Here is a 26,721-nt window from a genome sequence, read left to right on the forward strand (position 1 = left end):
CTTCTCCAGATTCTTATTAAGCAAGGCCAACGGTACGAACAAGCTCAGCGGTACGTGTTGCGTAACCCATCTCATTGTCGTACCAAGCGTAGATCTTAACCATGCGCTTACCGACCAACATCGTTGATAGTGCATCCACGATTGTTGAGCGTTGGTCGCCTTTGTAATCGATAGAAACCAGTGGACGCTCTTCAAAGCCAAGAATGCCTTTTAGTTCATTCTGAGACGCTTCTTTCAGCATCGCGTTAACTTCTTCTGCCGTGGTGTCTTGCTTCACTTCGAAGATGATGTCTGTCAGAGAAGCGTTCGCTAGCGGTACACGAACTGCGTGGCCGTTGATGCGGTTTTCTAGCTCAGGGAAGATCTCAACAATCGCTTTGGCGCTGCCCGTCGTTGTTGGGATAAGACTCATGCCACATGCACGTGCGCGGCGTAAGTCTTTGTGCGGCGCATCAAGAATAGTTTGCGTGTTAGTTAAATCGTGAATCGTGGTGAAGGCTGCGTTCTCGATACCAAGCTTCTCGTTGATCACCTTAACCACTGGCGCGAGACAGTTCGTTGTACAAGACGCTGCCGTTACGATTTTGTGTACCGCAGGGTCGAAGATATTGTCATTCACACCAACAACGATGTTTGCGATGCCTTCTTCTTTCACTGGCGCCGATACCACAACACGTTTCACGCCCTGCTCTAGGTATTTGTTTAGGAAAGAGGTCTTACGGTGAACACCTGTCGCTTCGATAACCACATCACAACCAGACCAGTCGATCGCATCGATGTCGCGCTCTTGTGTGGTCTTGATGCGCTGGCCATTAATGATCATCTCATCGCCTTCTGCAGTTACTTCGTGGTGAAAGCGACCTTGAACTGAATCAAATTCTAGAAGGTGGGCCAGTGTTGTTGTGTCGCCCGCTACATCATTAATTTGAACAAATTCTAGCTCATCCCAATCGAATGCTGCGCGAAGTGCTAGACGGCCGATACGACCAAAACCATTAATACCTACTTTGACTGTCATTTTCTGTTCTCTCAGTTAATTGCCTTCATATTTGAAGCCGCAGCGTTGTTGACTACGTTCACTTACCGGAGCGCCGGCCGCCCTAATTACATAGAGCCACTATGCTCATAGGGATAAGTTCACTTGTCGCCTAGCTGCAACTCCAACTATTTCGGCATTAAGTTTTAATGTATTTAAACGCAACATTGAGGGCGTAAAGTTATTGCTTCTAAACGCTCAGTGTCTTGTTGATATTCAGCTTTCAAACAGTTCGATGCGATAAGGTCATCAATTAACTTTAGCATCCAACCCGGTAAATCTTGTGACAGGCGATAAAACACCCACTGCCCTTGGCGAACATCCGTCAAAATGCCATTTGAGCGCAACTGCGCTAGGTGACGGGAAATCTTTGGCTGACTTTCTTGCAATGCCTGAGTCAACTCACCAACAGAAAGGCACTCTTGGCGCACAATCAACATTAAGCAACGCACTCGCGTTTCATCAGACAGTAATTTAAAAAATTGGTGAGGAAGCATAATTACATACTCATATATGGATATGCGTATATATTAACTATAAAAAAACGCACGTCAAGGCGTGCGTTTCAATTGTCATTAAAGTTTAACAAAAGGAAATCAGAGCTGGTTAGTAACGGGATGGCTCCAGCGCCGAGCTTCAGTAAGCTCCGTTTTGACCTGATCCACGCTTAATCCTAAATCAGCGCAGTGCTCATCAATTTGTTGCCAATCGGCATGCTCAAAGCTCTCTTCAAGCGCGAGCAAGGTACCATATGGCCCTTCTCGACGAAGTAGAGCCACCTTGATACTTTTACACAAAGGCAGTTGCTCAACTAAATTCTCTAACGATAGGTCGAGCAATGCATCCAGCAACGAGAACAAACCAATCATAAAGGCTTGCTCGGTATGTCCTTCAAATGCCTGATAACGAGACATACGCTGGCAAAACTGTGCACGCTGCAAAGACAAACCATACAACTCTTTCGGTTTTTTATCCGAGACGTAAGACGCCACCGCCAGCGAGACAAACATTTTCAGTTTCTCTTGCCCTAGATACACCAAAGCCTGACGGAATGAAGAGATGGTTACCTCTAGACGAGGCGACATGGTGTTCACAAAGCGCAGTAGCTTATAAGACAAGGCGACATCTTTCGCGACGATGCTCTCGACACGTTGAAAGTCGACATCTGGCTTGCACACTTCCTGGAACAGTTCCATGGCAATCACTTGCTCTGGGCTGATGTATTTGGTCTTGATGATTTCCGGTTTGCTAAAGAAATAGCCTTGGAAGAACTTAAAGCCCGCCTCTTTTGCTTGCTGGTACTCTTGTTCGGTTTCGACTCGTTCAGCAAGAAAGCTAAACTTTTTCCCTTGATGAACTTTGACCAAATCACACGCCTCATCCAGACCCATCTGCATGATATCGAGCTTAACAATATGCGTATATTTGAGGAAACGTTCCCATTCTGGCGTCGAAGTAAAGTCATCTAGGGCAATCATGTACCCCGCTTGGTAGAGCTCTTTAACTGCTTCTAATAACTCGTCGGTCGGTTGGCAGGTTTCAAGGATCTCAACCACCACCTTGTCTTTCGGCAAGCTCAAAGGCAGCCGACGAATCAGGCTTTGATACGGGAAGTTAATAAAGCAACGTGAAGATGGGATCGAAGGGTTAAGCCCGACCGACAAGAAGTTCTCAACAATCAGACGATAAGTTGCTCTGTTAGACTCAATATGCGCTGGATAAGCATTCCTTTCTCCGTCACGAAACAGCAACTCATAACCAAGCGTGTTCTTGTTACGATTTAAGATAGGTTGTCGAGCAACGTAGGTAGCGGTCATTTCTTGATAACTCTAATTGGTTTAACTATAACTCTATTGCTTTGATTAGGCTTTGGCGGCAGCCAGCAATGCGCCGCAGCCCATGAACATACCACCAAAGATTTTATTTATCTTACCCATTATACGATCTGAGCGGATAAAACGTCCCATTTGTGAAGCTAATGAGGTATAGCCCAACATAACAACGCTATCAATAAATACCGTTGTAACACCGAGCACTAACAGTTGCGGTGCTTGCGGCTGTGTTGGATCGATAAATTGAGGGAACAGTGCCACCAAAAACACGATAGATTTTGGGTTAGTCAGGTTAATCAGCACCGCATTTCTAAGCAGCTTACCACTCGATAACATCGAGTTTTCTTGTGAAGCCACTAAGCTAGAGTTGTCACGCCACTTTTGAATACCCAACCAAAGAAGGTAAACCACGCCCACCCATTTGATGATGGTGAACGCCAATGCAGATTGAGCCACTAATGCACCAATGCCCGCTCCCACCAGCATAATGTGAAATGCAAGGCCAAGCTGTAAGCCTGCGATCGACGCGAGTGACTTCTTGGTACCATAGCTTAGGCCATTACTGATTGAGTTAACGGTACCTGAGCCCGGAGCCAAACTAAACAAAATCGCCGTGACGACATAAGCAAGCCAAACATGAGTATCCATTTGCATTTCCTTACTAGTTCTTTAATCTAACAACATTAGTAGCAATAAAGCTCTCACACGCATCAGTTCAGGTAATTTCCCATGGAAAACCACAGCGGCGCCCCGATTTCGTACACGCAAGAACCTCAATTCGAGCAAGCGATTAAACACCCGATCCCCACCCTTTGGCAACAACGAAAAGATGGGTATGTAACAACATCCGGTAAAAAGAAGCTGTACTGGTGTAGCCTGACTTCAGAGACACACAACAAGGCGATTGTTATTTCAAATGGCCGCATTGAGTGCTGCCAAAAATACCAAGAACTCTTTTATGATTTCTATCAACAAGGCTATGACGTTTATTCATTTGACCACCAAGGTCAAGGCCAGTCTGAGCGTATGGTAACAGACTCTGACATTGGTCACATTCATGAGTTTGATGATTATGCATCTGACATGTCTGACGTCATTGCCAGTTTTGATCTCAGTAAGTATTCCAATCGCTACCTGCTCGCGCATTCAATGGGTAGCACCATAGCCACTCGCTACCTACAAACCCATCCAAACCACCCATTTGATAAGGTAACCCTGTGTGCGCCAATGTTTGGCATCAACACTGAATGGTACCTAAAACCTATCGCAATGGTTGTTGGACAAGTGCTTACCGCGTATCACGCTAAACCAACTTATGCGCCTGGCCAACAAGCGTATTACTCAAAACCTTTCGAAAACAACTTACTGAGCCACAGCAAGGTTCGCTATCAGTGGTTCCGCCGTTTGTATGACGAGTCACCCTCTTTGCAGGTAGGCGGACCGAGCACGCGTTGGGTGTGGCAAGGGTTAATGGCCGCCAAGCAAGCGATTCAACAAACTCGTCAAATCAAAATTCCTCTGCTATTGATTCAAGCTGGGGAAGAGAAGATTGTCAGTAACGATGCTCAAGTGAAGTTCATCAACAAGCTCAAGAAAACCAACTCGGATTGCCAGTTTAAAGTCATCGAAGGTTCTAGGCATGAAGTGTTGTTTGAGAAAGATGAGTATCGCAATCTAACATTGGATGCCATTGCTCAGTTTTTTGCTTAGCGTTGGCGTGCTAACAAGAAAAGTAACGGACAAAAGAGAAAGGCGCTAAAGAGGAAGAGAAGTAAGTGAGCTTTGCCCTCTTTTCTTGCATGAATTTGGCATACAATTTCTACCTAGAGATATTGTAGTTCAAACGATTCTAGCGCTGGCTAGCGTCAATATTGGTTAAGCATTTTGCAATGAGGGTTAAATGAGTATTCCTGCACTAAAAGATTCCGTGAAAATTGTTGCCTCTGATCTAGATGGTACGCTTTTGGCTCCCAACCATCAGTTAAGCGATTTTACCAAGCAAACACTCACGAAGTTACACGGACAAGGTTATACCTTTATCTTCGCAACAGGTCGTCACCATGTTGATGTTGCCGGTATTCGCAAACAAACGGGCATTCCTGCTTACATGATCACCTCGAATGGTGCTCGCGTGCATGACCAAGACGACAATCTGATGTATGCCAAGAACATCCCTGCGGAATTAGTGCAAAGTGTTGTGGATGTGTTTAAGAAAGACCCGGAGATCTTCATCCATATCTATATGAACGATGAGTGGTTACTAAATCGTGATGACGAAACAATGAAAAAGTTTCACGATCAAACAGGCTTCACATACCGACTGTACGATGCAGATACCGCACCGAGTGAAGGCATTGCTAAAATCTTCTGTACTCACCCAAATAAATCACATGAACACCTTGTGCCATTTGAAGATGAGCTCAACGCTCTGTTTGGTGAAAAATTGAATGTCGCTTTCTCAACACCTTGGTGCTTGGAAGTGATGGCTGCAGAAGTCTCTAAAGGCGATGCGCTACAAGCCGTGGCTCAATCTATCGACCTTGAGCTAGAAAACTGTATTGCTTTTGGTGATGGAATGAACGATGTCGAACTACTATCAATGGCAGGTAAAGGCTTAGTGATGGGCACATCCCATGAAAAAGTACTTAAAGCGCTGCCTGATAATGAAGTGATTGGCAGCAACGCCGACGATGCCGTTGCGCACTACTTAGAAAAGCACCTGCTTTAATCTAGTCTAGTAAAAAATCCGAATAAATAAAAAGGCAGCCAACTGGCTGTCTTTTTTGAACCTTACGCAAAAAGCTCTCTCTAACGCTATCGAGAACCTAGCACTTCTTTGCTTAAGATTGCCTGCCACTCTTGTTCGGTAACCGGCATGATCGATAAGCGATTACCGCGTTTCACCAATGGCATTTCGGTGAGTTCAGGCATGGCTTTAAGCGTTGCCAAAGGAATCAAGCGCTCAGTCACTCGCACAAATTCAACATCCACCATAATCCAGCGAGGGTTATCGGGTGAAGACTTAGGATCGTAGTAATCACTCTCTGGGTCGAACTGAAAGTGGTCTGGGTAGGCTTCTCTGGTTACTTTAGCGATCCCCGCTACGCCAACTTTTTTGCATGATGAGTGGTATATCATCACCAAATCTCCAAGCTTGACGTCATCACGCATCATGTTTCGAGCCTGATAGTTGCGTACACCCTCCCAACAAGAGGTTTTTTGTACTCTCAGAGTCTGAATAGAGAAGGTGTCGGGTTCTGTTTTAAATAACCAATATGCCATAATAAATCCAATTAACGGTTGCTCCGAGGAAGATATAACATGAAGGTAATGAAAAACCCAGTGACATGGCTAGTCGCGTTCGCTCTACAAGGCTGTGTTACGGCACCTGATACGCCGCAACAACCTGAACTGCCCCCAGCAACCTTGGATGAGCCACTGAGCATTCAACCGCAAACCTTCATCATGCGTGGTCAGGTGGTGGTTGGTCACGAAAGCCGAACCTTCACTCCTTGCGGTAGCCAACAACAATACTGGTTAGACTTATCGCCAGAGTTAGCGTTAGAAGCACAGGGGCTCTCAACGAGACCTTACCAAGCTTTATATGGCGAGCTGATTGGTCACCTAACCGTGCCGAGCCAAACGGGTTATAACGCAGACTTCACAGCGCGTTTCGTGGTTGACCAAGTGAACATCCTAACCGCAGAGAACCCAGAGCGCTGCGACCAACCACTGCGTTCAACACGAGTATTTGGTAATGAACCCTTCTGGTCAGCAACCTTCGATAAAGACCAGCTGAAATACACTAAGATGGGTGAGCAGCCACAGACCCTCGATATTGAATCAAGCCGCACCACATCGAGCAGCCGTGACTACCAATTAGAAGGTAAAGCTGCGCAAGGCAAACTCAACCTTACGAAAGAGAGCTGTAGTGACGGCATGAGCGACTCTATCTATGGGTGGCATGCCAAGCTTAACCTCAATGACAGTGACTATAATGGTTGTGCGACGGTCTCTAACCAAGATCCAACACTGGATTGGAGCGGACTCTACTTCGCTAGCTCAACGCAAAACTCAGGGTTCTCTATCAACCTTGAACTCAACAATGACCACAGTGCTATCACGACTTATTCATACAACAATGGAGACCCTTCTATTGTTGAACAAGGCTTCTGGCAGCAACTGAACCAAAATCAGGTACAAGTGGTTATGACTCGCCACCAGCAACAGTATTTGATCTCCGAGCGTATCTTCACACTCGATAATGGCAAGCTAATCGCTGAAAAAGAGAAAGTGGGCAACGTGGTGTATCCGATTGCCAATGGCGGTCTGGTGCTATTCGAAGCTAAGAGTGCGCAAGCGCAAGTAAATACCACCACTAACGTTAATCTAACCGCAAAGCAGGTGAACTCCAGTGATCAACTTGATCCAACAGTCGACCAAGCGATCCGCGAGTATTTTAAGATCAACAACAGCTCACCTGACGACACCAAATACCGCTGGTTAACTTACGACCTCAACGGTGACGGCAAAGAAGAGCTGCTCGCCCAACTCGATTGGTGTGGTTCTGGTGGCTGTACACTGCTGATTTTCGAGAACCATCAAGACAAGTGGCGCTTCAATAGCCGAGTAACACTGGTAAAAGGCGACATACGTGTAGGTAAGTCTAAAAATCATGGCTGGCAGGATCTGATCTTCAATGTCAGTGGCGGTGGTGCAACACCGGCGAAACACACACTGTCATACTCTGGTGTCAGCTACCCGCTCAACCCTAGTGTTGCTCCAGTTGCAGATGATGCTGATATTAGCGACGTGGTTTTGTTTGCTGATGGTATCTCACCCGCACAAAGTGGAGTGAAGCTGTAAACATGAGTAACCAACAAGCTTGCCCTGGTTGTGGCTTCACTCACCAATGTATTTGTCACCTGATACCTAGTGTCGAAAGCCAAATCGATCTTGTACTGCTCACTCATGAGAATGAACTGTCGCGCGATACCAACACCGGAAAGCTGCTTCAACAATCCCTTGAGCAGTGTCAGTCCATTGTATGGCAAAGGAAGACACCACCAGCGGAGCTAATGGCGCTGCTTGACGATGAAACACGACAACCGTTTCTGTTGTTCCCAAGTGATCAAAGTGTCGAGTGCCAACAAGCTGTAATGACCCAAACCCAGAGTCGTAAGCCGCTATTCATCATCTTGGATGGAACATGGCAAGAAGCGAAGAAGATGCTTAATAAGAGCTCGTGGTTACAAGCCATTCAGCAAGTTCACCTCGACATTACCAGCGAATCTTCATACACCTTGCGCCGCAATCAAGACAGCGGCCACTTGTGTACTTGTGAAGTGGGTATTGAGCTACTCAAGTCTTTAGATGAAAGCGAACCTGCCAAGCTCATTGATGACTATTACCAACATTATCTAAAAGTCTTCCACGCCGACAAGTGTGGCCACGCCCTCAAATAGACTAAGCAGGCGTGCGCGAAGGCAATAAGCACATTTCAGGACGGGACAGATACTAAAAACAAAAAGGGTGAGCCATAAGCTCACCCTTTTTACATCGTACTTTCGTTATTGAGCCAACGAGTGTTTCACGTGAAACGCAGCTCCATCAAAACAAACGCTGAGGTTGACCAAAGTAATACCCTTGCAGGTAATCGACGCCCATGTCTTCAGCAATACGACACACCTGCTCGTTATGAACGAACTCAGCCACTGTCTTAGCATTAAGAATCTGGCATAAGCTCACTAACTGCTGAGCGATCTTGCGTTGCTTTTTATCTTTATCAATATTGCGAATCAAACTGCCATCAAGCTTGATCACCTGTGGCTCTAGCTTCAATATCTCATCAATGTTCGAATAGCCCGAACCAAAGTCATCAACAATAATATTCACACCAAGATCGCGGAAGTGATTACACACCTCAATCAAGCGACCGTAATCCTGAATTTGTTCCGTTTCTAACACCTCCAAGCCAATACGCTGTGGGTGACTGATTTTCTTGATGGCTTGTTCAAGGTGAAGAATGGTTTTCTCATTGCTGAAATCTTGTGGCGCTAAATTAATTGAGAACGAATCGGTTCGCTGACTCATAAAATCGAAGGTGCGCGTTATCATCTGACGACTGAGGCGTGTATAGAGATGGGTTCCTTCAATGATTGGCAAGAACTTACCCGGCGCAATCAACTGACCGTCCTCTTCAATTCGAACTAAACACTCGTAGCTCTCTACCTGATGACTGTGTGCTGAGACTATGGGCTGAGAGCACGCCACAATATTCTGATTAAGCACAGCGCGACTCACGCACGACAGCCAACCAAGTTGTTCTTGGCGATGCTTCTCCAATTGAATGAGTGCCTTGGCACTCACTAAGTGTTTGTTTTGGCTGACGGCGCTGCGCCGTGCATCAATCGCCTTCAACAATAAGTCATCAATAGAGGTAGTCGGGAAATCTCGACGGCTGGCAATACCCGCGCAGATAGACACCGACAAGTAATCAATATCAGGTAAACCGGTAGGCTCAAAATTCACATGCTCGGTTTGATCAGCAAATTCCGAGAATCGCTGATGAATATGTTCTTGGCTCGCCCAGCTATCAAACACCACCGCCCACTCACCAATACCGATACTGTAGAGCTGACAACCCTCATCAAAGAACTGCCACAGCGCTTTTTGAAAGTACTCACTCAAGTCATGTAGAAGCTTGTCACCTACTCGATACCCGTACTTCTCATTGATCTGACCAAAGGTCGTCACCTTCAAAGCTAGCAAGTGGCTGTCACTGCTCATCTTCGACAGCTTCTCACGCAACACACTGCGATTAGGTAAACCTGTACGGTGATCAATTCGATAGCTTGCCGTCAATGCGGTGGCTTGCTGCTGAATCTTACTCGCCATACTGTTATTCATGTCATCGACATCAAGCAGTGCATTTCGGATCAATGAAAACAGAGGGGATATATTGGTCGCGGGTTGTGTCTCTAATGACAATACCGCCTTACCCTCGCCTTCTCTAAGCGCAAGGTAAGTGAGGCTATGGTGCAAGATTCGCTGTTGGCTATTCTCTTGATAAAGTTCTCCCATGCAGTAAACGCCATAGCTGTCGGCCAACTTTTGGAAAACCTCAACCTCTTGGTTGCCATCAATAAAGTCGATACGAGAGGTACAGTTATAAATGAAGAACTGTTCTGGTCTATGAGAGGCGATCTGTTGAATGCCCAGTCGTATCTGCTCTAGGGTCAATGATGGATGGTCATAACAAAACCGGACCTCATCGCCCACTTGGAACAGGCCGCTGAACTCTATCTCTCCACTTTCCGTTACCTTGAGCGGTAAGTGAATGTTTTGCTCTTTCGGGTCACCGACCATCAAGGGAAAATTATGCAGTTGCTCAAAAGGCACTTCGAGGCCATCAGCGAGGTAACGATTATAGAGTTCACGAACAGGCATCCCATCCAACTCCAGCAACCGGTTATCTTGAGCACCTGTCACCCGGAAAGTCCGGCCAATCGGATTCCATTCAGTATAGTAACCCTTAACGATAGAGAGCTCGACACTGTGCAGCGCCAGCATCACATAGGCATTCTCATAGCAAATGCCGTCTAACATCACCCATCGCCCATTGTCTGTAATGGTCGATGCACCGCCGCAGATCGGTAATGAATATCTCGACTGTTCAAATGATGAAAATAGATCTCGGTTATTTATCTGCAAACGGTCTGCGAAACAGATGATGCTTTGAGTACTGGGGTTGCACTCAAGCTGCTGCCACATAGCATGACTATCGAGCAATGGTTGTTCGCTATATTCGACAACACCACAAGAGTAAGAGGTCGCGTCAAAGCGGGTAACAATCAGATAAAGCCCTTGGTGCAGGATGACGCCTTGGCTGATGTAGTGGTTAGCGCTGCAACCAATCAGTTTGGCATTGGGGAATGTCGATTGAATCACTTGGCAGGCAGCCAAAACAGAACCTTTCTCGAAAGACGAAAACACCTGAATCAGTAGGCTTTCATGTTGATGAAAATCTATCTTTTCCAATTCAAGTTGGGTTTGCTCAATGTCTTGTATCAGGAGAGAAGTCGACTGCATATTCACATTAATCGTTACGTTAATGATTTGTTATTGTGCTTATTATAGATAAGGCTTGCACGGAATACTTACGATCGTGCTATGAATAATGTGACCTTAGTTAGACATCATTCATTCCGCCAAAAAGCAGTCATTAATGGCGGCGCAGTACTTTTATCGTCAGTAGTTATACAATACTGGAAGCTTTAGCAGCTAAAACAGTCGCTTAGGCTCACCAAAGTAGTAGCCCTGCAGATAATCGACACCCATTTGCTCTGCTATCTCACAAACTTGTTGGTTGTGGACAAATTCAGCGACCGTTTTGGCATTGAACACTTGGCATAAGCGAACCAACTGAGAGGCGATATTTCTTTGTTTTTGGTCTTTATCGATATTACGAATCAAGCTACCGTCGAGCTTAATGATCTGCGGCTCAAGCTTAATGATTTCATCGATGTTGGAGTAACCAGAGCCAAAGTCATCAACAATAATTCTCGCTCCGAGTGCGCGGAAGTGATCACACACCTCAATCATGCGGCCATAATCTTTTATCTGTTCTGACTCGAGAACCTCTAAACCAAGTCGAGTAGGATCGTTCATGCCACTGATCGCAGTCTCGAGTACCTCAAGTGTCTTGTCGCTCAACAAATCTTGTGGGGATAGATTGATAGAAAACGAACTCTGTTTATCCGCCATATAGCCGATAGTGCTCTTAATCATATGTCGACTAAGGCGTGTGTAGAGGTGCGTGTCGGCAATGATAGGTAAGAACTTTCCTGGTGCCACAATAGTACCGTCCGACTCCATGATTCTGACTAAACACTCTTGGCCAATCATTTCGTGAGTGCCCGATTCCACAATCGGCTGAGAGTAGGTAATGATGTTCTGATCTAAAATCGCACGGCTCACACAGCTCAACCAACCGAGCTGCTCTTTGCGGTCCTCTTCGCTCACCTGAATGTCTTTGGCATTGGTGATGTGGGTATTGTTCCGCACCCCATAACGTCGAGCTTCGATCGCTTTCAATAAGATCTCGTCACCGCTGTCGGTTAAGAAATCACAACGACTAGCAAAGCCGCCACACAGAGAAACTGACAGGTAATCAATATCAGCCAAACCATACGGCTCAAAATTTATGTGTTCGATGTCATCGGCAAACTCAACGAAACCTTCTTTTATTTTTGTACTACCAACACTGGCGTTAAAGATAATCGCCCACTCTCCGACCCCAATACTGAACAGCTCAACCTTCACGCGAGGCTCTTTCACGACACGAAGCTGCAATCGCTCAATAAAGTGATTAGACAGATCAAGCAGTAACTGATCACCTACCTGATAGCCGTATTTTTCGTTAACTTGATGGAAATTCGTGAGTTTTAATGTGAGTAAGTGTTCACTAAATAGAATCGTATTGAGGCGCTCCTTCAATACGATACGGTTCGGCAAGCCAGTGCGTGAGTCAATGCGATAGCTCTCGGTTAAGCGACGCGCTTGTTGATGGAGCTTCTTTTCCATCTGAGTATTCATACTATCGAGATCAGCGACTGCATTTCTGACCAGGTTAAGTAATGGCGACACTGTTGAGCCACACTGAAAATCTTCACAACGAAACTCTTTAATCTCGTCAGACTCGCGCATAGCGATATAAGTCAGGCTGTGATGCAGTATTTCTTGGCGGTCTTCATTGCGGTATAGCTCCCCCATACAGTAGGCACCACACGTATTCACTATCCCTTCAAATGGCTTGAGCTCCAGTTTACTATCGATAAACTCAAGTCGAGACACACAGTTATAGATGATCACCGATTCAGGCTGATGCATGGCTAGCATCTCGGCACCATGACGCACCTTTTCAGCGGTCAAAGAGGGGTGGTTATAACAAAACTGCGCCTCTTCACCGACATGCCAAGGGCTATCAAACTCGATACTGCCATCATCATTAATACGCAGAGGCGTCGAGATACCCTTCTTCCTGCCAAGTTCTCGATAAAGCGGAAAGCTCATCAGCTGGCTAAAAGGAAGGTCTTTGCCATCCGCAAGGTAATGTTTGAATACTTCGATAGCTGGCTTGTCGTTCAACGCGTATAAGCGATTTCCGACTGCATGTGTGACTCGTAGCTTCATCCCAATTGGGTTCCACTCTGAGTACGCGTCCGACCAAACCTTCAATCTTGGGTTAGTCAGAGCCACCGCAACACAGGCGTGCTGGTAGGTTTGCTCGTTATACATAACCCAACGGCCAAACTCATTCTCATGACACAGTCCACCTGCAATCGGCAAGGCGTAAGGTAAATTCTCAAAAGCGCTATAGATAGGGTAATCACGCCCTTCAACCTGATCACACAAGCTGATAACCGTTTTGGTGTCTTCTGTAAGGCCCAGTTGAGAAGCGAGATCTTGGCTGTCTTGATTTGGGTTGCCAGTAAACGGCTGAACCGCGGAGGTTAAACGGGTTTCATTAAACTCACTGATGATGACTAAAGTACATGTACTCTCAAGACAGTTGTCACAGATAACATGACGAGCACTCTGACCGATTAGCGTCGCATTGCTTAAACGATTGAGGGCAACACTCGCGATTCGACGAGCCATATCAGAAGATTGTGCTGAGAAAATTTGAATAAGGTACTGTTTGCTGTCACACCATTCTCGCTGATCAAATTGAGCTCTAAATAACGCCTCAGTATTTGCGAGAAATGTAAATGTTTGCATGCCAACCCTTGTTCAAAATCGAGTGAAGTAACAACCCGCAACCACTGCTATGACTGAAATGAATCGATAAAAAGTAGTCGCCAATTATCCTAGCCTAAACAGGCATTTAATTGCGACTAATGTAACAATTCAATATCATAAATGCGACACAATAAGCTTACAGAGGTCTTTAAATTAGTCGCATGAGATCGCTAAGTTGCTCTATTTCAACATCAGGCAGCACACTCGCCTTCGAAGAGAGGTATAAATTGGAACCAATGTCATTAAACCAGCATGCTTGGAAGCCATTTTGCTTAGCTCCGTAAACATCCGTTCTAAGGTGATCGCCGACATGAAGAATGTTGATGGCATCAACATCTAAGTATTGTTGCGCTTTATCAAACATATCTGGGTAAGGTTTTGCTCTACCGTTTGGGCCAGCTTTAAGGATTAGTTGAAAATACTGCCCTAAACCAATTTTATGTGGATCGACATTGCCATTGGTAATCGCAACCAAAGGAATGCGTTGGCTAAGTTCTGCCATCACTCGATGCGTTTCTTGAGGGACATCGACTTGATTGCGCAACCACAAAGCATGTTCTATCCCCTCACGAGCCGCCTGTTCAGCTTGCTGCTGAGAGTAGCCCAACTGCAGTAAGCCACTCTTAATCTGTGTTTCACGCCAAACGGTAACATCATGCTTTAAAGCTGGGTTTTCAGAGGCGACTTGCTGCTTAATGCCCTGCCACTCTTCAAGCGATAAAGAAACCGACACTGGGTGCTTTTGGTAAAGCCACTGCGCCATCTCTTTTTCTACCATCATGATCACAGGCCAGTTGTCATAAAGGGTGTCATCCAAGTCAAAGGTCATGGCTTTGATGGGCTTTAACCCTCGATAAATTCGCATAATAAACCCTTTAATCTAATCTTTATTCTTCTTACGAGCTCTCGGGTGAGCCTGATCATAAGCTTGTGCTAAGTGTTGGAAATCTAAGTGGGTATACACTTGGGTCGTCGAGATGTTTTCATGGCCAAGCAACTCTTGAACAGCACGAAGGTTTTGGCTCGACTCCAGCACATGCGTTGCAAAGGAGTGACGCAGTTTATGCGGGCTGATGTGGCTCGCAACAGATTGCTTCTTGCCCCACTCTTCCATGCGCTTTTGCACGCTGCGGTGAGAGATACGAGTCCCAAGCTTAGAGACAAACAGCGCGCTTTCACCCGGTGAAGCCAATTCACCGCGCACTTTGAGCCATTTATCGACCCACTCTTTTGCTAAACCAGAAAAAGGCGCTTTGCGTTCTTTGTCGCCTTTACCAATTACTCGAATTTCGCCTTGTCGACCCAACACATCTTTCAGATTGATGCCGACCAGTTCTGCCAGTCGTAATCCAGCACCATACATCACCTCCATCATCGCTCGGTCACGAATCGACAGTGGATCGTCCTCATTCACATCAAGCAGCTGACCGACTTCATCGACATCGAGGTTTTTAGGCAAAGGGCGCTGTTTACGTGGAGCAGAAACACCTTTGGCTGGATTAGCGGTCATTTCGCCACGCAGCACAAGGAAATCAAAGAAGCTGCGTAGTGAAGATAAGCGCGTTGCAATGCTGCTCGCCTTCATTCCCTCACGCATGCCTTTACTGGCCAGTTGCCTTACCCACGCCGCATCGACTTGACCCCAATCCTTTAGCCCTAGAGTGACTAAATGACCGGCCATGGTTTCAAGTTGTTGTTTGTAATTACGTTGGGTGTGTAGGCTGAGCCCCTTCTCGCTTCTGAGATATTCATAGAAGCGAGAAAGTGGCTTTTGAAGGCTGTTAGGAAGAGGTATTTTGGGCTCTAGGCTCATTATTTATCTGCCAAGGTAAGGTGTCCGCCAAATGAGCGACAACAAGTGCTAAATGGCGTAAAAAGAGCGTATCCATATGGGGTTGGAAATGTCCGCCATCTTCACTAGAAAAGGCGAGCAAACCCAATGGAGACTGCTTAGCAAGCGGTAGTACTACATAAGAGCCTAGCTCTGGAACTGGATAATCACCAAACAAATCGTGTCTGTCGGCTTTTCTCAAGCGTCCAAGATAAGCATCTTTACCATTGAAATGGTTAAGCGAAAACTTAGAGTAACCCTCAGCACTCAACTGATAAAAACCAGATTGCGAAAGAATACGAACATGAGCCTTAAGCCCAAGATCTAACGCTTTTTGTTCAACGGCTTTTATCACCTGCATAAAGTCACTGCATTTCAGCACTTGCGCTTGCAGATCCATAAACTCATAGAAGGTTTTATCGTTATTTGCCGCCAACGACATCAAGCCAGTGATCTCTTCTTCAAGCTCTTCGATTCGATGACGCTGGCGTTTAAGCTGAACCTCAACCAGAGAAACAGCGCCCTGCTCAACGTTATTGATAGCAAGGCGATCAACCAAATCTTTTCGGTCTTGGAAAAAATCTGGGTTATCACGTAAATATTCCGCGACCACTTCTGCGGTGAGTGCGTCGGCTTCAACGTAAGACAAAACCTATCCTTTATTTTATGAATCTATTTGTTTTGGGTCATTATTAGCAAGAAAGTTGACCATCAAACACATGCGTTGCAGGGCCTGTCATGAACAGAGGTTTACCCGGGCCTTGCCAGCTAATGTGTAAGTCACCGCCAGGTAGACGAACCTTCACATTATCAGCCAGTAAGCCTTGAGTGATACCAACGGCTACTGCGCCACACGCTCCGCTGCCACATGCCTGAGTTTCACCCGCGCCGCGCTCATAAACACGCAAGCGAACTTCTTCACGGTTAACGACCTGCATAAAGCCAGCATTAACACGCTCAGGGAAACGTTCGTGTGATTCAAGTAGCGGGCCTAAGGTGTCCACATCAGCCGTGTCGACGTCATCAACCACGGTAACCACATGTGGGTTACCCATGCTTACCGCACCACAGAATAAGGTGTGTACATCCGTTCTTAGGATATACGTCTTCTCTGGCTGCTTGGCCTTGAATGGAATCTTACCGGGTTCGAACTCAGGAATACCCATGTTCACCGTGATCAGGTCATTCTCTTCAATCTTGAGAACCATTTTACCTTTCTTGGTACTCACGTTGATGCTGTACTTATTCGTTAAGCCTTTCATGCGAACGAATCGTGCAAAACAACGCGCACCATTGCCACACTGCTCCACTTCACTGCCATCCGCATTGAATATGCGGTAATGGAAATCAGTTTCTGGATCATAGGGAGCCTCAACCACAAGTAGCTGATCAAAGCCCACGCCAGTGTGACGATCCGCCAAACGACGGATCAAATCTGGAGAAAAGAAAATATTTTGAGTAATGCAGTCCACGACCATGAAATCATTGCCCAAACCATGCATTTTAGAAAAGTGGAAGTGCATAACGCTTAAAATTACTCCGGAAGAATGTTTTCAAGTTCCCACAGACTCGTAAGCTCTTCACGCTGACGAACCAAATGAGTTTTATCGCCATCCACCATCACTTCAGCCGCGCGCGAACGAGTGTTGTAGTTAGATGACATAGCGAAGCCATAAGCACCCGCTGAACGAACTGCTAGCAGATCACCTTCTTCAAGCACAAGGTCACGATCTTTACCTAGGAAATCGCCTGTCTCACAAATTGGGCCGACCAAATCGTAAGTCACGGCTTCACCCTGACGAGGGCTCACAGGAACAATATCCTGCCAAGCTTGGTAAAGTGCTGGGCGCATTAGGTCGTTCATTGCTGCATCAATGATGGCAAAGTTCTTGTGCTCAGTTGGCTTGAGGAACTCGACTTTCGTTAATAATACACCAGCGTTAGCAGCAATCGCTCTTCCAGGCTCAAAAATCAGCTCTAGATCAGAATGATTGTCTAGGCGAGCCAATAAGGCTTTCGCGTAGTCAGAAGGCTGTGGTGGTAATTCATCACGATAAACCACACCCAAACCGCCACCGACATCAAGGTGTTTGATGTTGATACCGTTAGCACGTAGCTGGTCGATCAGCGCAAGCAGGCGATCGGTTGCATCGATGAAAGGTTCGATATCCGTTAGTTGAGAACCAATGTGGCAATCAATACCATGGATAGACAAGTTATCGAGTGTTTTTGCAAACTCATAAACGGCCGGAGCACGGTCGAAAGCAATACCAAACTTGTTATCACGCAGACCAGTAGAGATATAAGGGTGAGTGTTGGCATCAACATCTGGGTTGATACGCAGTGAAATCGGCGCTTTAACACCAAGCTCACCAGCTACTTTATTCAGTCGCTCTAGTTCTGGCTCAGACTCTACGTTGAAACACTTAATGTTCAACTCAAGCGCACGCTTCATTTCAGCGGCTGTTTTACCGACACCAGAGAATACAACTTTTGCTGGATCGCCACCGGCAGCAACCACACGCTCTAGCTCACCGCCAGAAACGATATCGAAACCTGAGCCCAAACGAGCCAAAGTATTCAACACGCCAAGGTTTGAGTTAGCTTTAACGGCATAGCACACCAAGTGCGGATGCTCACCAACCGATGAATCAAACGCATTCCAGTGGCGTTCTAATGTTGCACGAGAATATACATACAACGGTGTACCATATTGCTCTGCTAGTTGTGAAAGTGCGACGTCCTCAGCCCAAAGCTGGCCATCTTCCTGATAGTTGAAGTAATCCAAAGTTCTTATCCCTTATAAATAACGATTTCTGCGTGTTTTCACTTATTGTGATTGTTCGGTTTGCTGAACTTCATCAGGATCGTACAAAGGACCCGTTTGACCACAACCAGAAAGTCCAATAACGGACATCATAAATAGAGCAGTAATTAATTTTTTCATTTTGCATATCGTGATTATTAACTCAATGCCCCCTATAATCGCACCACACTCAGGAAAAGCAATAGGATAGAAAGGATGAACGAGACTGAATTTCATCAGCTGGTCGATATACAGATGCAAAACATCGAAGAAGCTATCGATGAATCAGAGGCAGATATTGATTACGAAGTGACTGGTAACGTGATGACGCTGGAGTTTGAGAACCGCAGCCAAATCATCATTAACCGCCAAGAACCAATGAAAGAAATCTGGTTAGCGTCTAAATCTGGTGGCTTTCACTTCAAGCTAGTTGACGACAAGTGGACATGTTCAAAGACGGGCATGGAGCTGTTTGAGATGGTTAAAGAAGAATGCGTGAAGCACGCAGGTGAAGCGATCGATTGGGTCTAATCATTTGTAAGCAAAACTAAAAAGGAGTGAATCAATCACTCCTTTTTTAATATCAATCAGGCTTAGTAAGACTAGATGTTGACTATCTTTGAGCTCCGAGAAGCTAAAGTTGCATCGTTACGATAAGGCACAACGTAAGAATTGCCCTCTTCAGGATGAACGATTTGGTAGTACTGAGGTAGATTAAAGTTAATCAACTTAGACGACATCTTCGACTCATCTTTTACCGATGTGTAGAAAGAATTCACGCTCGCGATCATCTCATCTTTTTCACCGCTGTACTGGTGGTAGACCTCAACTTGGTTCGACTCGTCCAATACATAAATATTGAAGCCTTTGTCGGTATCTTCGAAAAAGAACTGAATCAAGCCCTCACTCGCAAAACCATCCACCACTTCTGGTAGCTGATACTCTTGCTCTTTATCGAGCATCAGTAAAGGTGAGCCTTTGAGCTTATTGGTTGAGATGCTACGGTAGAAATCGACCGAGTTTTCCAACATCTGTACCGATACACCACGACGCTCGAAGAACAGGCCAAACATCTTATTAGCTAAACGAATAGCCTTAAAGCGGCGACGCTTCTCTGGTTCAATCGGTTTCAATCGTAAGTCGATACACTCAGCAAGCAGTTGATACACCATATTACGCATCACACCACGCAGGTTTTTGCTGTAACAGAACACATCAACCGACTCTGGCGGCAACGCATCTTGGTGCATTTTGCCAAGAACCGTTTTAAGTGCATCCAACATTGCTGTATCACCTTGGAAATGAAGCGTACGTACTTCATGCCAAGAGTTACGATAAACCAGATCGACACTGCCGACTAAGCTCTTACCTTCTTCACCAAAGCTGAAGATATCAGCATTCTTGAGGTCCACTTTTAATGCACGACCACTTAACTCAGAAGTTGGGTCATTTTCAAAGTTGATGAACATCGCGAGCTGGCTTATCTCACACGGACTCGCCAGTGCTTGCATACTCGGGCGACGCTTACGCAAAGAAAACGTATTACGCAGATCGCTCACCATTTGATAGAACTTATCGATATCAATGTGAGCATCACGCACCACAGAGTGCAAACGCGTCGACTCCGTAATCAAGCCATTAAAGAATGACCAAGCAACCAATTTACTCAAGTACTCATGGTGCTCAAGTGAAGGCTGACCAAGAATACGATGCGCTACCAATGGCTGCTTATACAGGTACCAGCCGGCTTTATTCGACTGACCCTGACGAACTTCGATAAAGCTCAAGTCTGGTTCATGCAGATCAGGAGAGATTTGCGGATTCAGTAACGTCACTTTACCTGGCAATACCTCAAACGCAGCGTAAAGCTTACGCGCCAAAATACTAATATCTTGTGGGCTAATTGCAGAAGTGATGTCGTTGCGACGCGCAAATTGAATCAGATTACGATAGCTCAGCATCAAGGCATCAAGCAGTGCATGGTGTACCACTTTAACCTGCTCAACCTTCCAGTTACGGCGGTTATCGAGCTCAGCAATGGTTTCATGTCCCCAATTCCAAGACTTAGTCATCTCAGTTAAGGCTTCACGACGCCACGCAACAGAACCAATGCCCGCATCTCGTGACAACTTCTCGTGGGTCTTAAGGTAGAAACAACGTCTCACCAAGTCCAATCGAGTGTGGTCGTTAATGCGTTCTAGATAGCGCGTTACCTTCTCAAGCATCAGATAGTAGCTATCCATGCCATACAGATCCGGTTCATCCGCGAAGAAGCGACGCTTGGTATCAATACTCAGCAGTTGAGTATTTGGGTATTCCCATGAATAGGCTTCTAACAGGATCGCCTTTAACACCGATTTATACGGAGAGTCGATACTCTTATAGAGCTGCCATAGATTTGAACCAAAGTACTCTTCAGCGGGAATACGATTTAGCTTACCGAAATCGATCCACTGCGAGCAATCAAGATAGCCGTCCTGACATAAACCTTGAACATACTCGTCGTAGCACTCTTCCATTTCAGGCGGAATGATTTGCCACAACAAACGTTGACCGGCTAAACGAACCGCTGAGCGATAGAACTCATCAAGCAGTAACAAGTGCTGTGAAGAACCACAGTTATCACCGGTCATCTCTTCCGAATGATTCGAACGGAAACGCTCTTCATCCATCAAGAAGAAGTTAGCTTCCACACCTAAGGTCTCAGCCCAATCGGTAATCAGCAAACATTTGTTGGTAAGGCTATCACGAGATGCGCCATCCATATCTGGAGACACACACACCCAGATATCAAGATCACTTGAGGTACTTTGCCCAATAGAAGAAGTACTACCCATGGTGTACAAGCCAAGGATTGCAGGTTCAGCAGCCTCGGTAAGTTTGCCACCCAGCGTTAATTCGGTATCAGAGACAAATTGCTTTTGGAATTCATTAAGCGTGAAGCTACGAATTCCAAAAGGAACTTGTTGGTCATAATAACCCGGCATCATCGGGTGATTGAAGTGAAGCAGTGCGGGAATAAGGTTGAAAACTCGCTGGCCTTGCACATTCATCAACGCCAACGCACGATCAATGCGCTGCTGATTTAGATTGTCTAATCGTTGAATCAAAGTTTGAGTGTAAGCCTGCAAGGTAAGTCCTTGGTTTGAGGTTAAGTGCAGTTCTGTTTAGTTACTGAACGAAAGCAGCAACAAAACGTGATCAATTTAACACTTTTACCCTTAGTGGTAAAGCAAAGGAATCCGTCATACTGGTCAATTCCTTGATGACAGAAAGTTAAACTCACGGCGCCGTAGTGTCCTCTTTATTGACTATTTCTAATAATAGCCCATGTTTCAAATGAGATACCAATCACACTATTTTGGTGAACTAATGAAAATCTCTCAGCTATCAAAGTATCGAATGATCAAACAGTAAGAATTCTCGCCTCATAATGGTAGGATTAGGCTATTACAGAACCTATATCGGAACCACCATGACAAATTCAGCACCAATCCGTATCGCGACCAGAAAAAGCCCTCTTGCCCTTTGGCAGGCATACTTTGTAAGGGATGCACTGCAAGCTGCTCACCCTGGTTTAGAGGTTGAGTTGGTAACTATGGTGACCAAAGGTGACATCATCCTCGATACTCCGCTTGCTAAAGTTGGCGGTAAGGGCCTGTTCGTTAAAGAACTTGAAGTAGCAATGCTAGAAGGTCGTGCTGACCTAGCAGTTCACTCAATGAAAGATGTCCCAGTAGACTTCCCAGAAGGTCTAGGTCTGGTGACGATTTGTGAACGTGAAGATCCTCGTGATGCTTTCGTTTCAAATACCTACAACAATATCGACGAGCTACCACAAGGTGCCGTCGTGGGTACATGCAGCCTGCGTCGTCAGTGTCAATTACTTGAGTCTCGCCCTGACTTAATCATCAAAGAGCTGCGCGGCAACGTTGGTACTCGTCTAGGTAAACTCGATGATGGTCAATACGATGCGATCGTACTGGCTGCTGCTGGCCTTAAGCGTTTAGAGCTAGAAGAGCGTATTCGCAGCTTCATCGAACCAGAACAGTCTCTACCAGCTGTAGGCCAAGGCGCTGTTGGTATTGAGTGCCGTCTAGATGATGAACGTCTAATCAAGCTTCTTGAGCCGCTGAATCATAAAGACACGGCTGATCGTGTACTTTGCGAGCGAGCAATGAACCTTACTCTAGAAGGTGGTTGCCAGGTGCCTATCGGTAGCTATTCACTATTAGATGGCAACAACATCTGGCTACGTGCATTAGTTGGTGAACCGGATGGTTCGAAGATGGTTCGTGGTGAGATCTCTGGTCCTCGTAAAGACGCAGAAGCGCTTGGCGTGACTCTAGCAAATCAATTGCTGGATGATGGTGCAAGAGAAATCCTAACCAAACTCTACGCTGACCAAGAATAACCATGACTGTGTTGGTGACTCGCCCCGGTTCAGAGGGGCAATCGCTTTGCCAACAACTAGCGGATGAAGGAATTCAAGCAATCCATCATCCGCTGATTCGTATCGTTGATAATCCAAACTCTGCGGATTTAAGCACCCAGCTTAATAACAGCGATATCATTATTGCAGTCAGTCACCACGCCGTGACCGCTGCTCAAAACATCCTTTCGAAAACCTCATCCATTTGGCCCACTTCGCCGCTTTATCTTGGCGTTGGTCAAAAAACTGCGCACGTTTTAAGCAAAGTCTGTAAACAAAAAGTAAACTACCCTCAAGTTAGTGATAGTGAACATCTTCTTAAACTTACTGAACTTAATGGCGTAGAAAATAAGTCCGTTTTGATACTACGTGGTAATGGTGGGCGTGAGCTCATTAGAGATTCCCTACTCAATCGAGGTGCACAAGTCTCTTATTGTGAGACCTACCGTAGAGAATATATTCCCATTAGCGACCACAATACCTATCAAACATGGATAAACAAAAAAGCGTCCAAAGTTGTCATCACTAGTCAGGAACAATTGGAGTATCTCTGCTCAATTACCCCTGATGAGTATTTGGCTTGGCTGTCAACAAGACATCTATTTGTCCCAAGCCAGCGCATTGTAGAACGAGCACAACAACTCGGTTTCTCGAACGTGACCAATACTCACAGTGCTACGAACCAAATATTACTGGCTGCTCTCCGGCCCTAGCTAGAAACAGGAAATAAGCATGACAAGCAAAAAAAATAATGAGCATATTGAACCTGAAAAGAAACAAGACACTCAGCCAGTTGTTGTTGAAAGCGAAAAAGCTGACTCTACAGAGACAAAACAATCTGAACAGAAGCTCGATGCCTCTGTCTCAAATACCGCTAATAATGAACAGCCTCAAGCTGAGCATAAAGAGCAAATAGAGAAAGCAGAAAAGCAAGGTAAGCGCGGTGTCAAGCTAGGTGCTATTGCGATCGCTATTTCTATTATTTTCAGTGGCGGTATCGCATTTCAAATGCAGCAAAAGAGTGCTGAGTACTCGGCTCAAATCGCCACTCTTCAAGCGCAACTTCAGAATACCCAATCTGCAGTAAATAAAGACCTGCAAACCATCAAGCAAGAGACTATCCAAGAAGCGTCGCACGCGGTGGAGAAAACTCAGGTAGTACAGTCTCAACAGCAAAAGAGCATTCAAAGCCTACAGTTAGCAGTGGCTGACGTTAAAGGTCGCCGCCCGAATGACTGGTTACTTGCCGAAGCCGATTACCTTGTGAAACTAGCAGGACGTAAACTGTTTCTAGAGCATGATGCCGTTAGCGCAACTAAGTTAATGGAAAGTGCCGATCAACGTATCGCAGCACTGAACGACCCTAGCTTAGTGTCACTGCGTCAATCAATGACCAATGACATTACCAAGCTTCGCACTATTCCTCTGATCGACCGTGATGGCTTAGTTCTACGCATCACAAGTCTTCAGCAGCAAGTCGATTCGCTGCCGCTTGCCAATGCTATTCTTCCAGAAGCCGCAGTTGTTGAGAAAAAAGCAGTATCGCAAGATATTAATGATTGGCAAAATAACCTGATGACGTCGATGAAAGACTTCTCAGAAAACTTCATCACCTTCCGCAGTCGTGATGGCGAAGTTATCCCTCTACTCTCTCCTGAACAGCACTTCTACCTGCGTGAAAACATCAAAGGTAAATTAGAAACCGCGATTCGCGCCGTCTACAAAGAACAAGGTGAACTGTATAGCGCAGCTCTTAATACCGCTAGCGAATGGTCGAAAGCGTATCTAAACCAAGATATCAACTCAGTGATTGAATTTGAGAAAGCAATTAAACAGTTAAGTGAACAGAACATCTCTGTGAAATACCCTGTAAAGCTTGAATCTCAAAATGAGTTGTCAGATGTGATACGTGAGCGCCTACGTCGTGAAGTCACCGTTATGACCACGGAGGAAAAATAATGATTCGTTGGATTTTTCTTTTTCTCGTTCTAGGTGCTGGGTTAATTGTTGGTACTCAGTTCTCTGGTCAACAAGGCTACGTTCTGATCTCAATTGCGAATAAGACCATTGAGATGAGCGTAACAACACTGGTTATCTTCGTCATTGCTCTTCTAGCGGCTCTATTCGGCTTAGAGTACCTATTTAAAAAGCTTATGTACGCAAGCTCGACAACTTGGAATTGGTTCAGTGTTCGTAAGCTGAAGCGCTCTCGTCGTTATACCAATGAAGGCATCATCAAGCTGCTTGAAGGTGACTGGAAAGGCGCTGAGAAGAAAGTAACTCGCTGGGCTAATCATCACGACATGCCTCTACTTTGTTATTTAGTCGCTTCTCAAGCGGCACACGAGCAAGGTAATACAAGTGAGCGTGATAAGTACATCGAGCTTGCTAGCCAACAGGACGACTCTCTACTGGCGGTAGAGCTAACTAAAGCTAAACAGCAAATCAGCGAGTCAAACTACGAAGCTGCATTCGATACACTTTCTACCCTAAAAGGCACATACCCTAATAACACTGCTGTGCTTGGCCTGTTAAAAGCCACTTACTTGCAACTGAAGTTATGGCAGCCTTTGCTAGAGTTAACGCCTAAATTAGTTAAGAACAAGCTTCTAATAGCTGATGAACAACGTGAATTAGAACAGAAAGCACAATGTGGATTACTTCATGATGTAGCTCAACAACAAGGTAGCGAAGGTTTAATCAGCCATTGGAACAAGCTTTCAAGAAAGCAGAAACAAAGCTCTCACCTTGTTTCCTGCTTTGTGAAGCAACTGATAGCTCGTAAAGCTGACTCAGAAGCCTTCACAGTGATCAAAGAGAACATTGCAAAGAATGGTTCAAATGAGCTCTACATGTTGCTTCCAGAGTTGAATCTAGCCGATCACCACCCAGTAGTGGTCATGCTAGAACGCGCAATCAGTAAAGATAGTGGTAATGCCGAAGCACACAGCGCGCTGGCTCAGTTTTACTTAAGAGAGCAGAAGTGGGCGGAAGCACAAAGCCACTTCGAAAAAGCCCTAGCACTTCGCTCAAATGTTTCAGATTACGGATACCTATCTGACGCACTAGAGAAGCAAAACTTAACGAAAGCAGCTCACGAGGTTTCTCGTAAAGCGCTCGCTCTAGTTCAGCCCGCTTAATTCAAAGCGACTCAAACTAAGCCGATGTCTAGCATCGGCTTTTTTGTATCTGCTATTTACCCCTAGATAACTTCTACAATAGCTATAAACCAAGCTCATCAAACTCTTACCTGACCAATACCAACTAACCATGAAATTGCTCAACTGAGCTTCTCAAACACACGAAGAAGAACTTTAATTGTGTCTGTACGTAGTTTTACCATTCTTATAAACAAGCCCTTATAAGAGGTTCGAGAGGAGTCATAGAGAAAAGTGACATCTAGAAGCTCAAGAGTAAATGGAGATCACCTTGAGAGAAGGCGCTTAAAGATATTTACCCGCCGACAGATACCCACTTTAAATCACACTGAATTAGCTATTAATATTCCAACTATAAACGCTAAAACAGGGAAGCTCCTCGTAGCTGCTCTGTTAGTCACTTCTTTGAAGTAGAAGGGAACAATTGTTTTCAAACCAACAAAATCTTATTACTAAAAACGAGGCATCTTTATCAGCCAGTTCAAATTAGTAGGAAGTAAACCTCTCTGAGGCGCTCTGGAAAAGTTAATCATCGAATCAATAGCCACAAATATAAACTTACGTAATCAAGCGCTGTTAGAGAGAGCAGAGCTTGATAATAAGTGTCGGAATATCAGAGCTCGAGATCAACGAACGGAGAACGCTTCTACAAAACTCGAAGACGAATACTAAACTCAGATACTGGAAACGACGAAAGCCTAGTCGTCAGACTAGGCTTTCTGATATGTGCCGGAATAACATGAAGAGCAGGGGCTCAGTGTCTTTACAGCCCCCATATAACCTGTAAGCAAAGCACTTTTCTTCAAATGTAAAAAAGCCCTGC

Annotated in this window: 23 protein-coding genes; 9 read left to right on the forward strand and 14 right to left on the reverse strand. The window is 45.5% G+C overall.

Annotated features, from left to right (window positions below; all coding sequences use genetic code 11):
- Nucleotides 1-16: 16 nt before the first annotated feature.
- The 4 genes from A142_RS22535 to rhtB all read right to left on the reverse strand — a co-directional run bounded on the left by A142_RS22535 (nt 17) and on the right by rhtB (nt 3,516).
- Nucleotides 17-1,018, reverse strand: coding sequence for an ArsJ-associated glyceraldehyde-3-phosphate dehydrogenase (locus A142_RS22535; protein ID WP_019825184.1), 1,002 nt, complete (start codon nt 1,016-1,018; stop codon nt 17-19).
- A 173-nt stretch (nt 1,019-1,191) separates the two neighbouring features.
- On the reverse strand, nt 1,192-1,533 hold the full coding sequence (locus tag A142_RS22540; protein WP_019825186.1) for a metalloregulator ArsR/SmtB family transcription factor: 342 nt from the start codon (nt 1,531-1,533) through the stop codon (nt 1,192-1,194).
- Nucleotides 1,534-1,632: 99 nt separating this feature from the next.
- Nucleotides 1,633-2,853: an EAL and HDOD domain-containing protein gene (locus A142_RS22545; RefSeq protein ID WP_019825188.1), complete on the reverse strand. Its 1,221-nt coding sequence runs from the start codon at nt 2,851-2,853 to the stop codon at nt 1,633-1,635.
- Nucleotides 2,854-2,898: 45 nt separating this feature from the next.
- Entirely contained in the window at nt 2,899-3,516 is a 618-nt protein-coding gene (gene rhtB / locus A142_RS22550) for a homoserine/homoserine lactone efflux protein (RefSeq protein ID WP_029405646.1), read from the reverse strand.
- Between the two features lie 81 nt (nt 3,517-3,597).
- On the opposite strand from rhtB, the gene A142_RS22555 reads away from it, so the two are divergent.
- Entirely contained in the window at nt 3,598-4,578 is a 981-nt protein-coding gene (locus A142_RS22555; protein WP_019825192.1) for an alpha/beta fold hydrolase, read from the forward strand.
- 190 nt (nt 4,579-4,768) lie between these two features.
- Entirely contained in the window at nt 4,769-5,596 is an 828-nt protein-coding gene (locus A142_RS22560; RefSeq protein WP_019825195.1) for a Cof-type HAD-IIB family hydrolase, read from the forward strand.
- A gap of 86 nt (nt 5,597-5,682) precedes the next feature.
- On the opposite strand, the gene A142_RS22565 is transcribed toward A142_RS22560, so the two are convergent.
- Entirely contained in the window at nt 5,683-6,150 is a 468-nt protein-coding gene (locus tag A142_RS22565) for an EVE domain-containing protein (protein WP_019825197.1), read from the reverse strand.
- Nucleotides 6,151-6,189: 39 nt separating this feature from the next.
- On the opposite strand from A142_RS22565, the gene A142_RS22570 reads away from it, so the two are divergent.
- Both A142_RS22570 and A142_RS22575 read left to right on the forward strand, forming a co-directional pair.
- Complete coding sequence (locus tag A142_RS22570) at nt 6,190-7,734, forward strand: COG3650 family protein (protein ID WP_019825199.1); 1,545 nt, start codon at nt 6,190-6,192, stop codon at nt 7,732-7,734.
- A 2-nt stretch (nt 7,735-7,736) separates the two neighbouring features.
- Nucleotides 7,737-8,333 carry a tRNA-uridine aminocarboxypropyltransferase gene (locus A142_RS22575; RefSeq protein ID WP_019825201.1) on the forward strand — a complete coding sequence of 199 codons (597 nt, stop codon included), beginning with the start codon at nt 7,737-7,739 and terminating at the stop codon, nt 8,331-8,333.
- 145 nt (nt 8,334-8,478) lie between these two features.
- Here the strand turns inward: A142_RS22575 and A142_RS22580 are convergent, their stop codons facing one another.
- The 8 genes from A142_RS22580 to lptM form a co-directional block, all read right to left on the reverse strand.
- Entirely contained in the window at nt 8,479-10,959 is a 2,481-nt protein-coding gene (locus tag A142_RS22580; RefSeq protein WP_029405647.1) for a bifunctional diguanylate cyclase/phosphodiesterase, read from the reverse strand.
- Between the two features lie 192 nt (nt 10,960-11,151).
- Nucleotides 11,152-13,650, reverse strand: coding sequence for a bifunctional diguanylate cyclase/phosphodiesterase (locus A142_RS22585; protein WP_019825204.1), 2,499 nt, complete (start codon nt 13,648-13,650; stop codon nt 11,152-11,154).
- A gap of 169 nt (nt 13,651-13,819) precedes the next feature.
- Nucleotides 13,820-14,536, reverse strand: coding sequence for a 5-amino-6-(5-phospho-D-ribitylamino)uracil phosphatase YigB (yigB, locus tag A142_RS22590; protein ID WP_019825206.1), 717 nt, complete (start codon nt 14,534-14,536; stop codon nt 13,820-13,822).
- Between the two features lie 15 nt (nt 14,537-14,551).
- Nucleotides 14,552-15,484 carry a tyrosine recombinase XerC gene (xerC, locus tag A142_RS22595; protein ID WP_019825207.1) on the reverse strand — a complete coding sequence of 311 codons (933 nt, stop codon included), beginning with the start codon at nt 15,482-15,484 and terminating at the stop codon, nt 14,552-14,554.
- Nucleotides 15,453-16,151 carry a DUF484 family protein gene (locus tag A142_RS22600; RefSeq protein WP_017061014.1) on the reverse strand — a complete coding sequence of 233 codons (699 nt, stop codon included), beginning with the start codon at nt 16,149-16,151 and terminating at the stop codon, nt 15,453-15,455. Before A142_RS22600 ends, xerC begins: the two co-directional genes overlap by 32 nt.
- A 43-nt stretch (nt 16,152-16,194) precedes the next feature.
- Nucleotides 16,195-17,025 (reverse strand): diaminopimelate epimerase, encoded by an 831-nt coding sequence (gene dapF, locus A142_RS22605; RefSeq protein WP_019825208.1) that lies wholly within the window; start codon nt 17,023-17,025, stop codon nt 16,195-16,197.
- Between the two features lie 11 nt (nt 17,026-17,036).
- Nucleotides 17,037-18,290 carry a diaminopimelate decarboxylase gene (gene lysA / locus A142_RS22610; protein ID WP_017061012.1) on the reverse strand — a complete coding sequence of 418 codons (1,254 nt, stop codon included), beginning with the start codon at nt 18,288-18,290 and terminating at the stop codon, nt 17,037-17,039.
- A 42-nt stretch (nt 18,291-18,332) separates the two neighbouring features.
- Nucleotides 18,333-18,449, reverse strand: coding sequence for an LPS translocon maturation chaperone LptM (lptM, locus tag A142_RS25795; RefSeq protein WP_017068592.1), 117 nt, complete (start codon nt 18,447-18,449; stop codon nt 18,333-18,335).
- Nucleotides 18,450-18,524: 75 nt separating this feature from the next.
- Between lptM and cyaY the strand changes: the two genes are divergently transcribed.
- Nucleotides 18,525-18,839, forward strand: coding sequence for an iron donor protein CyaY (gene cyaY / locus A142_RS22620; RefSeq protein WP_017061010.1), 315 nt, complete (start codon nt 18,525-18,527; stop codon nt 18,837-18,839).
- A gap of 71 nt (nt 18,840-18,910) precedes the next feature.
- Here the strand turns inward: cyaY and A142_RS22625 are convergent, their stop codons facing one another.
- Nucleotides 18,911-21,439, reverse strand: coding sequence for a class I adenylate cyclase (locus A142_RS22625; protein WP_019825209.1), 2,529 nt, complete (start codon nt 21,437-21,439; stop codon nt 18,911-18,913).
- Between the two features lie 344 nt (nt 21,440-21,783).
- Here A142_RS22625 and hemC point away from each other — a divergent pair, with 344 nt between their 5' ends.
- The 4 genes from hemC to A142_RS22645 are packed head-to-tail and all read left to right on the forward strand — an operon-like array spanning nt 21,784 to nt 25,880.
- Nucleotides 21,784-22,722, forward strand: coding sequence for a hydroxymethylbilane synthase (gene hemC / locus A142_RS22630; RefSeq protein WP_019825210.1), 939 nt, complete (start codon nt 21,784-21,786; stop codon nt 22,720-22,722).
- 2 nt (nt 22,723-22,724) lie between these two features.
- Nucleotides 22,725-23,453, forward strand: coding sequence for a uroporphyrinogen-III synthase (locus A142_RS22635; protein WP_019825211.1), 729 nt, complete (start codon nt 22,725-22,727; stop codon nt 23,451-23,453).
- 19 nt (nt 23,454-23,472) lie between these two features.
- Nucleotides 23,473-24,699: a uroporphyrinogen-III C-methyltransferase gene (locus tag A142_RS22640; RefSeq protein ID WP_019825212.1), complete on the forward strand. Its 1,227-nt coding sequence runs from the start codon at nt 23,473-23,475 to the stop codon at nt 24,697-24,699.
- Nucleotides 24,699-25,880, forward strand: coding sequence for a heme biosynthesis protein HemY (locus A142_RS22645; RefSeq protein ID WP_019825213.1), 1,182 nt, complete (start codon nt 24,699-24,701; stop codon nt 25,878-25,880). The genes A142_RS22640 and A142_RS22645 overlap by 1 nt, the downstream gene beginning before the upstream one ends.
- Nucleotides 25,881-26,721 lie beyond the last annotated feature (841 nt).

It is taken from the genome of Vibrio splendidus 12E03, assembly GCF_000272105.2.
Classification (GTDB): domain Bacteria; phylum Pseudomonadota; class Gammaproteobacteria; order Enterobacterales; family Vibrionaceae; genus Vibrio; species Vibrio splendidus_I.

Coding starts and splice junctions, on each gene's coding strand:
- A142_RS22535 (WP_019825184.1), bottom strand. CDS start 1,018: ATGACAGTCAAAGTAGGTATTAATGGTTTTGGTCGTATCGGCCGTCTA.
- A142_RS22540 (WP_019825186.1), bottom strand. CDS start 1,533: ATGCTTCCTCACCAATTTTTTAAATTACTGTCTGATGAAACGCGAGTG.
- A142_RS22545 (WP_019825188.1), bottom strand. CDS start 2,853: ATGACCGCTACCTACGTTGCTCGACAACCTATCTTAAATCGTAACAAG.
- rhtB (WP_029405646.1), bottom strand. CDS start 3,516: ATGGATACTCATGTTTGGCTTGCTTATGTCGTCACGGCGATTTTGTTT.
- A142_RS22555 (WP_019825192.1), top strand. CDS start 3,598: ATGGAAAACCACAGCGGCGCCCCGATTTCGTACACGCAAGAACCTCAA.
- A142_RS22560 (WP_019825195.1), top strand. CDS start 4,769: ATGAGTATTCCTGCACTAAAAGATTCCGTGAAAATTGTTGCCTCTGAT.
- A142_RS22565 (WP_019825197.1), bottom strand. CDS start 6,150: ATGGCATATTGGTTATTTAAAACAGAACCCGACACCTTCTCTATTCAG.
- A142_RS22570 (WP_019825199.1), top strand. CDS start 6,190: ATGAAGGTAATGAAAAACCCAGTGACATGGCTAGTCGCGTTCGCTCTA.
- A142_RS22575 (WP_019825201.1), top strand. CDS start 7,737: ATGAGTAACCAACAAGCTTGCCCTGGTTGTGGCTTCACTCACCAATGT.
- A142_RS22580 (WP_029405647.1), bottom strand. CDS start 10,959: ATGCAGTCGACTTCTCTCCTGATACAAGACATTGAGCAAACCCAACTT.
- A142_RS22585 (WP_019825204.1), bottom strand. CDS start 13,650: ATGCAAACATTTACATTTCTCGCAAATACTGAGGCGTTATTTAGAGCT.
- yigB (WP_019825206.1), bottom strand. CDS start 14,536: ATGCGAATTTATCGAGGGTTAAAGCCCATCAAAGCCATGACCTTTGAC.
- xerC (WP_019825207.1), bottom strand. CDS start 15,484: ATGAGCCTAGAGCCCAAAATACCTCTTCCTAACAGCCTTCAAAAGCCA.
- dapF (WP_019825208.1), bottom strand. CDS start 17,025: ATGCACTTCCACTTTTCTAAAATGCATGGTTTGGGCAATGATTTCATG.
- lptM (WP_017068592.1), bottom strand. CDS start 18,449: ATGAAAAAATTAATTACTGCTCTATTTATGATGTCCGTTATTGGACTT.
- cyaY (WP_017061010.1), top strand. CDS start 18,525: ATGAACGAGACTGAATTTCATCAGCTGGTCGATATACAGATGCAAAAC.
- hemC (WP_019825210.1), top strand. CDS start 21,784: ATGACAAATTCAGCACCAATCCGTATCGCGACCAGAAAAAGCCCTCTT.
- A142_RS22635 (WP_019825211.1), top strand. CDS start 22,725: ATGACTGTGTTGGTGACTCGCCCCGGTTCAGAGGGGCAATCGCTTTGC.
- A142_RS22640 (WP_019825212.1), top strand. CDS start 23,473: ATGACAAGCAAAAAAAATAATGAGCATATTGAACCTGAAAAGAAACAA.
- A142_RS22645 (WP_019825213.1), top strand. CDS start 24,699: ATGATTCGTTGGATTTTTCTTTTTCTCGTTCTAGGTGCTGGGTTAATT.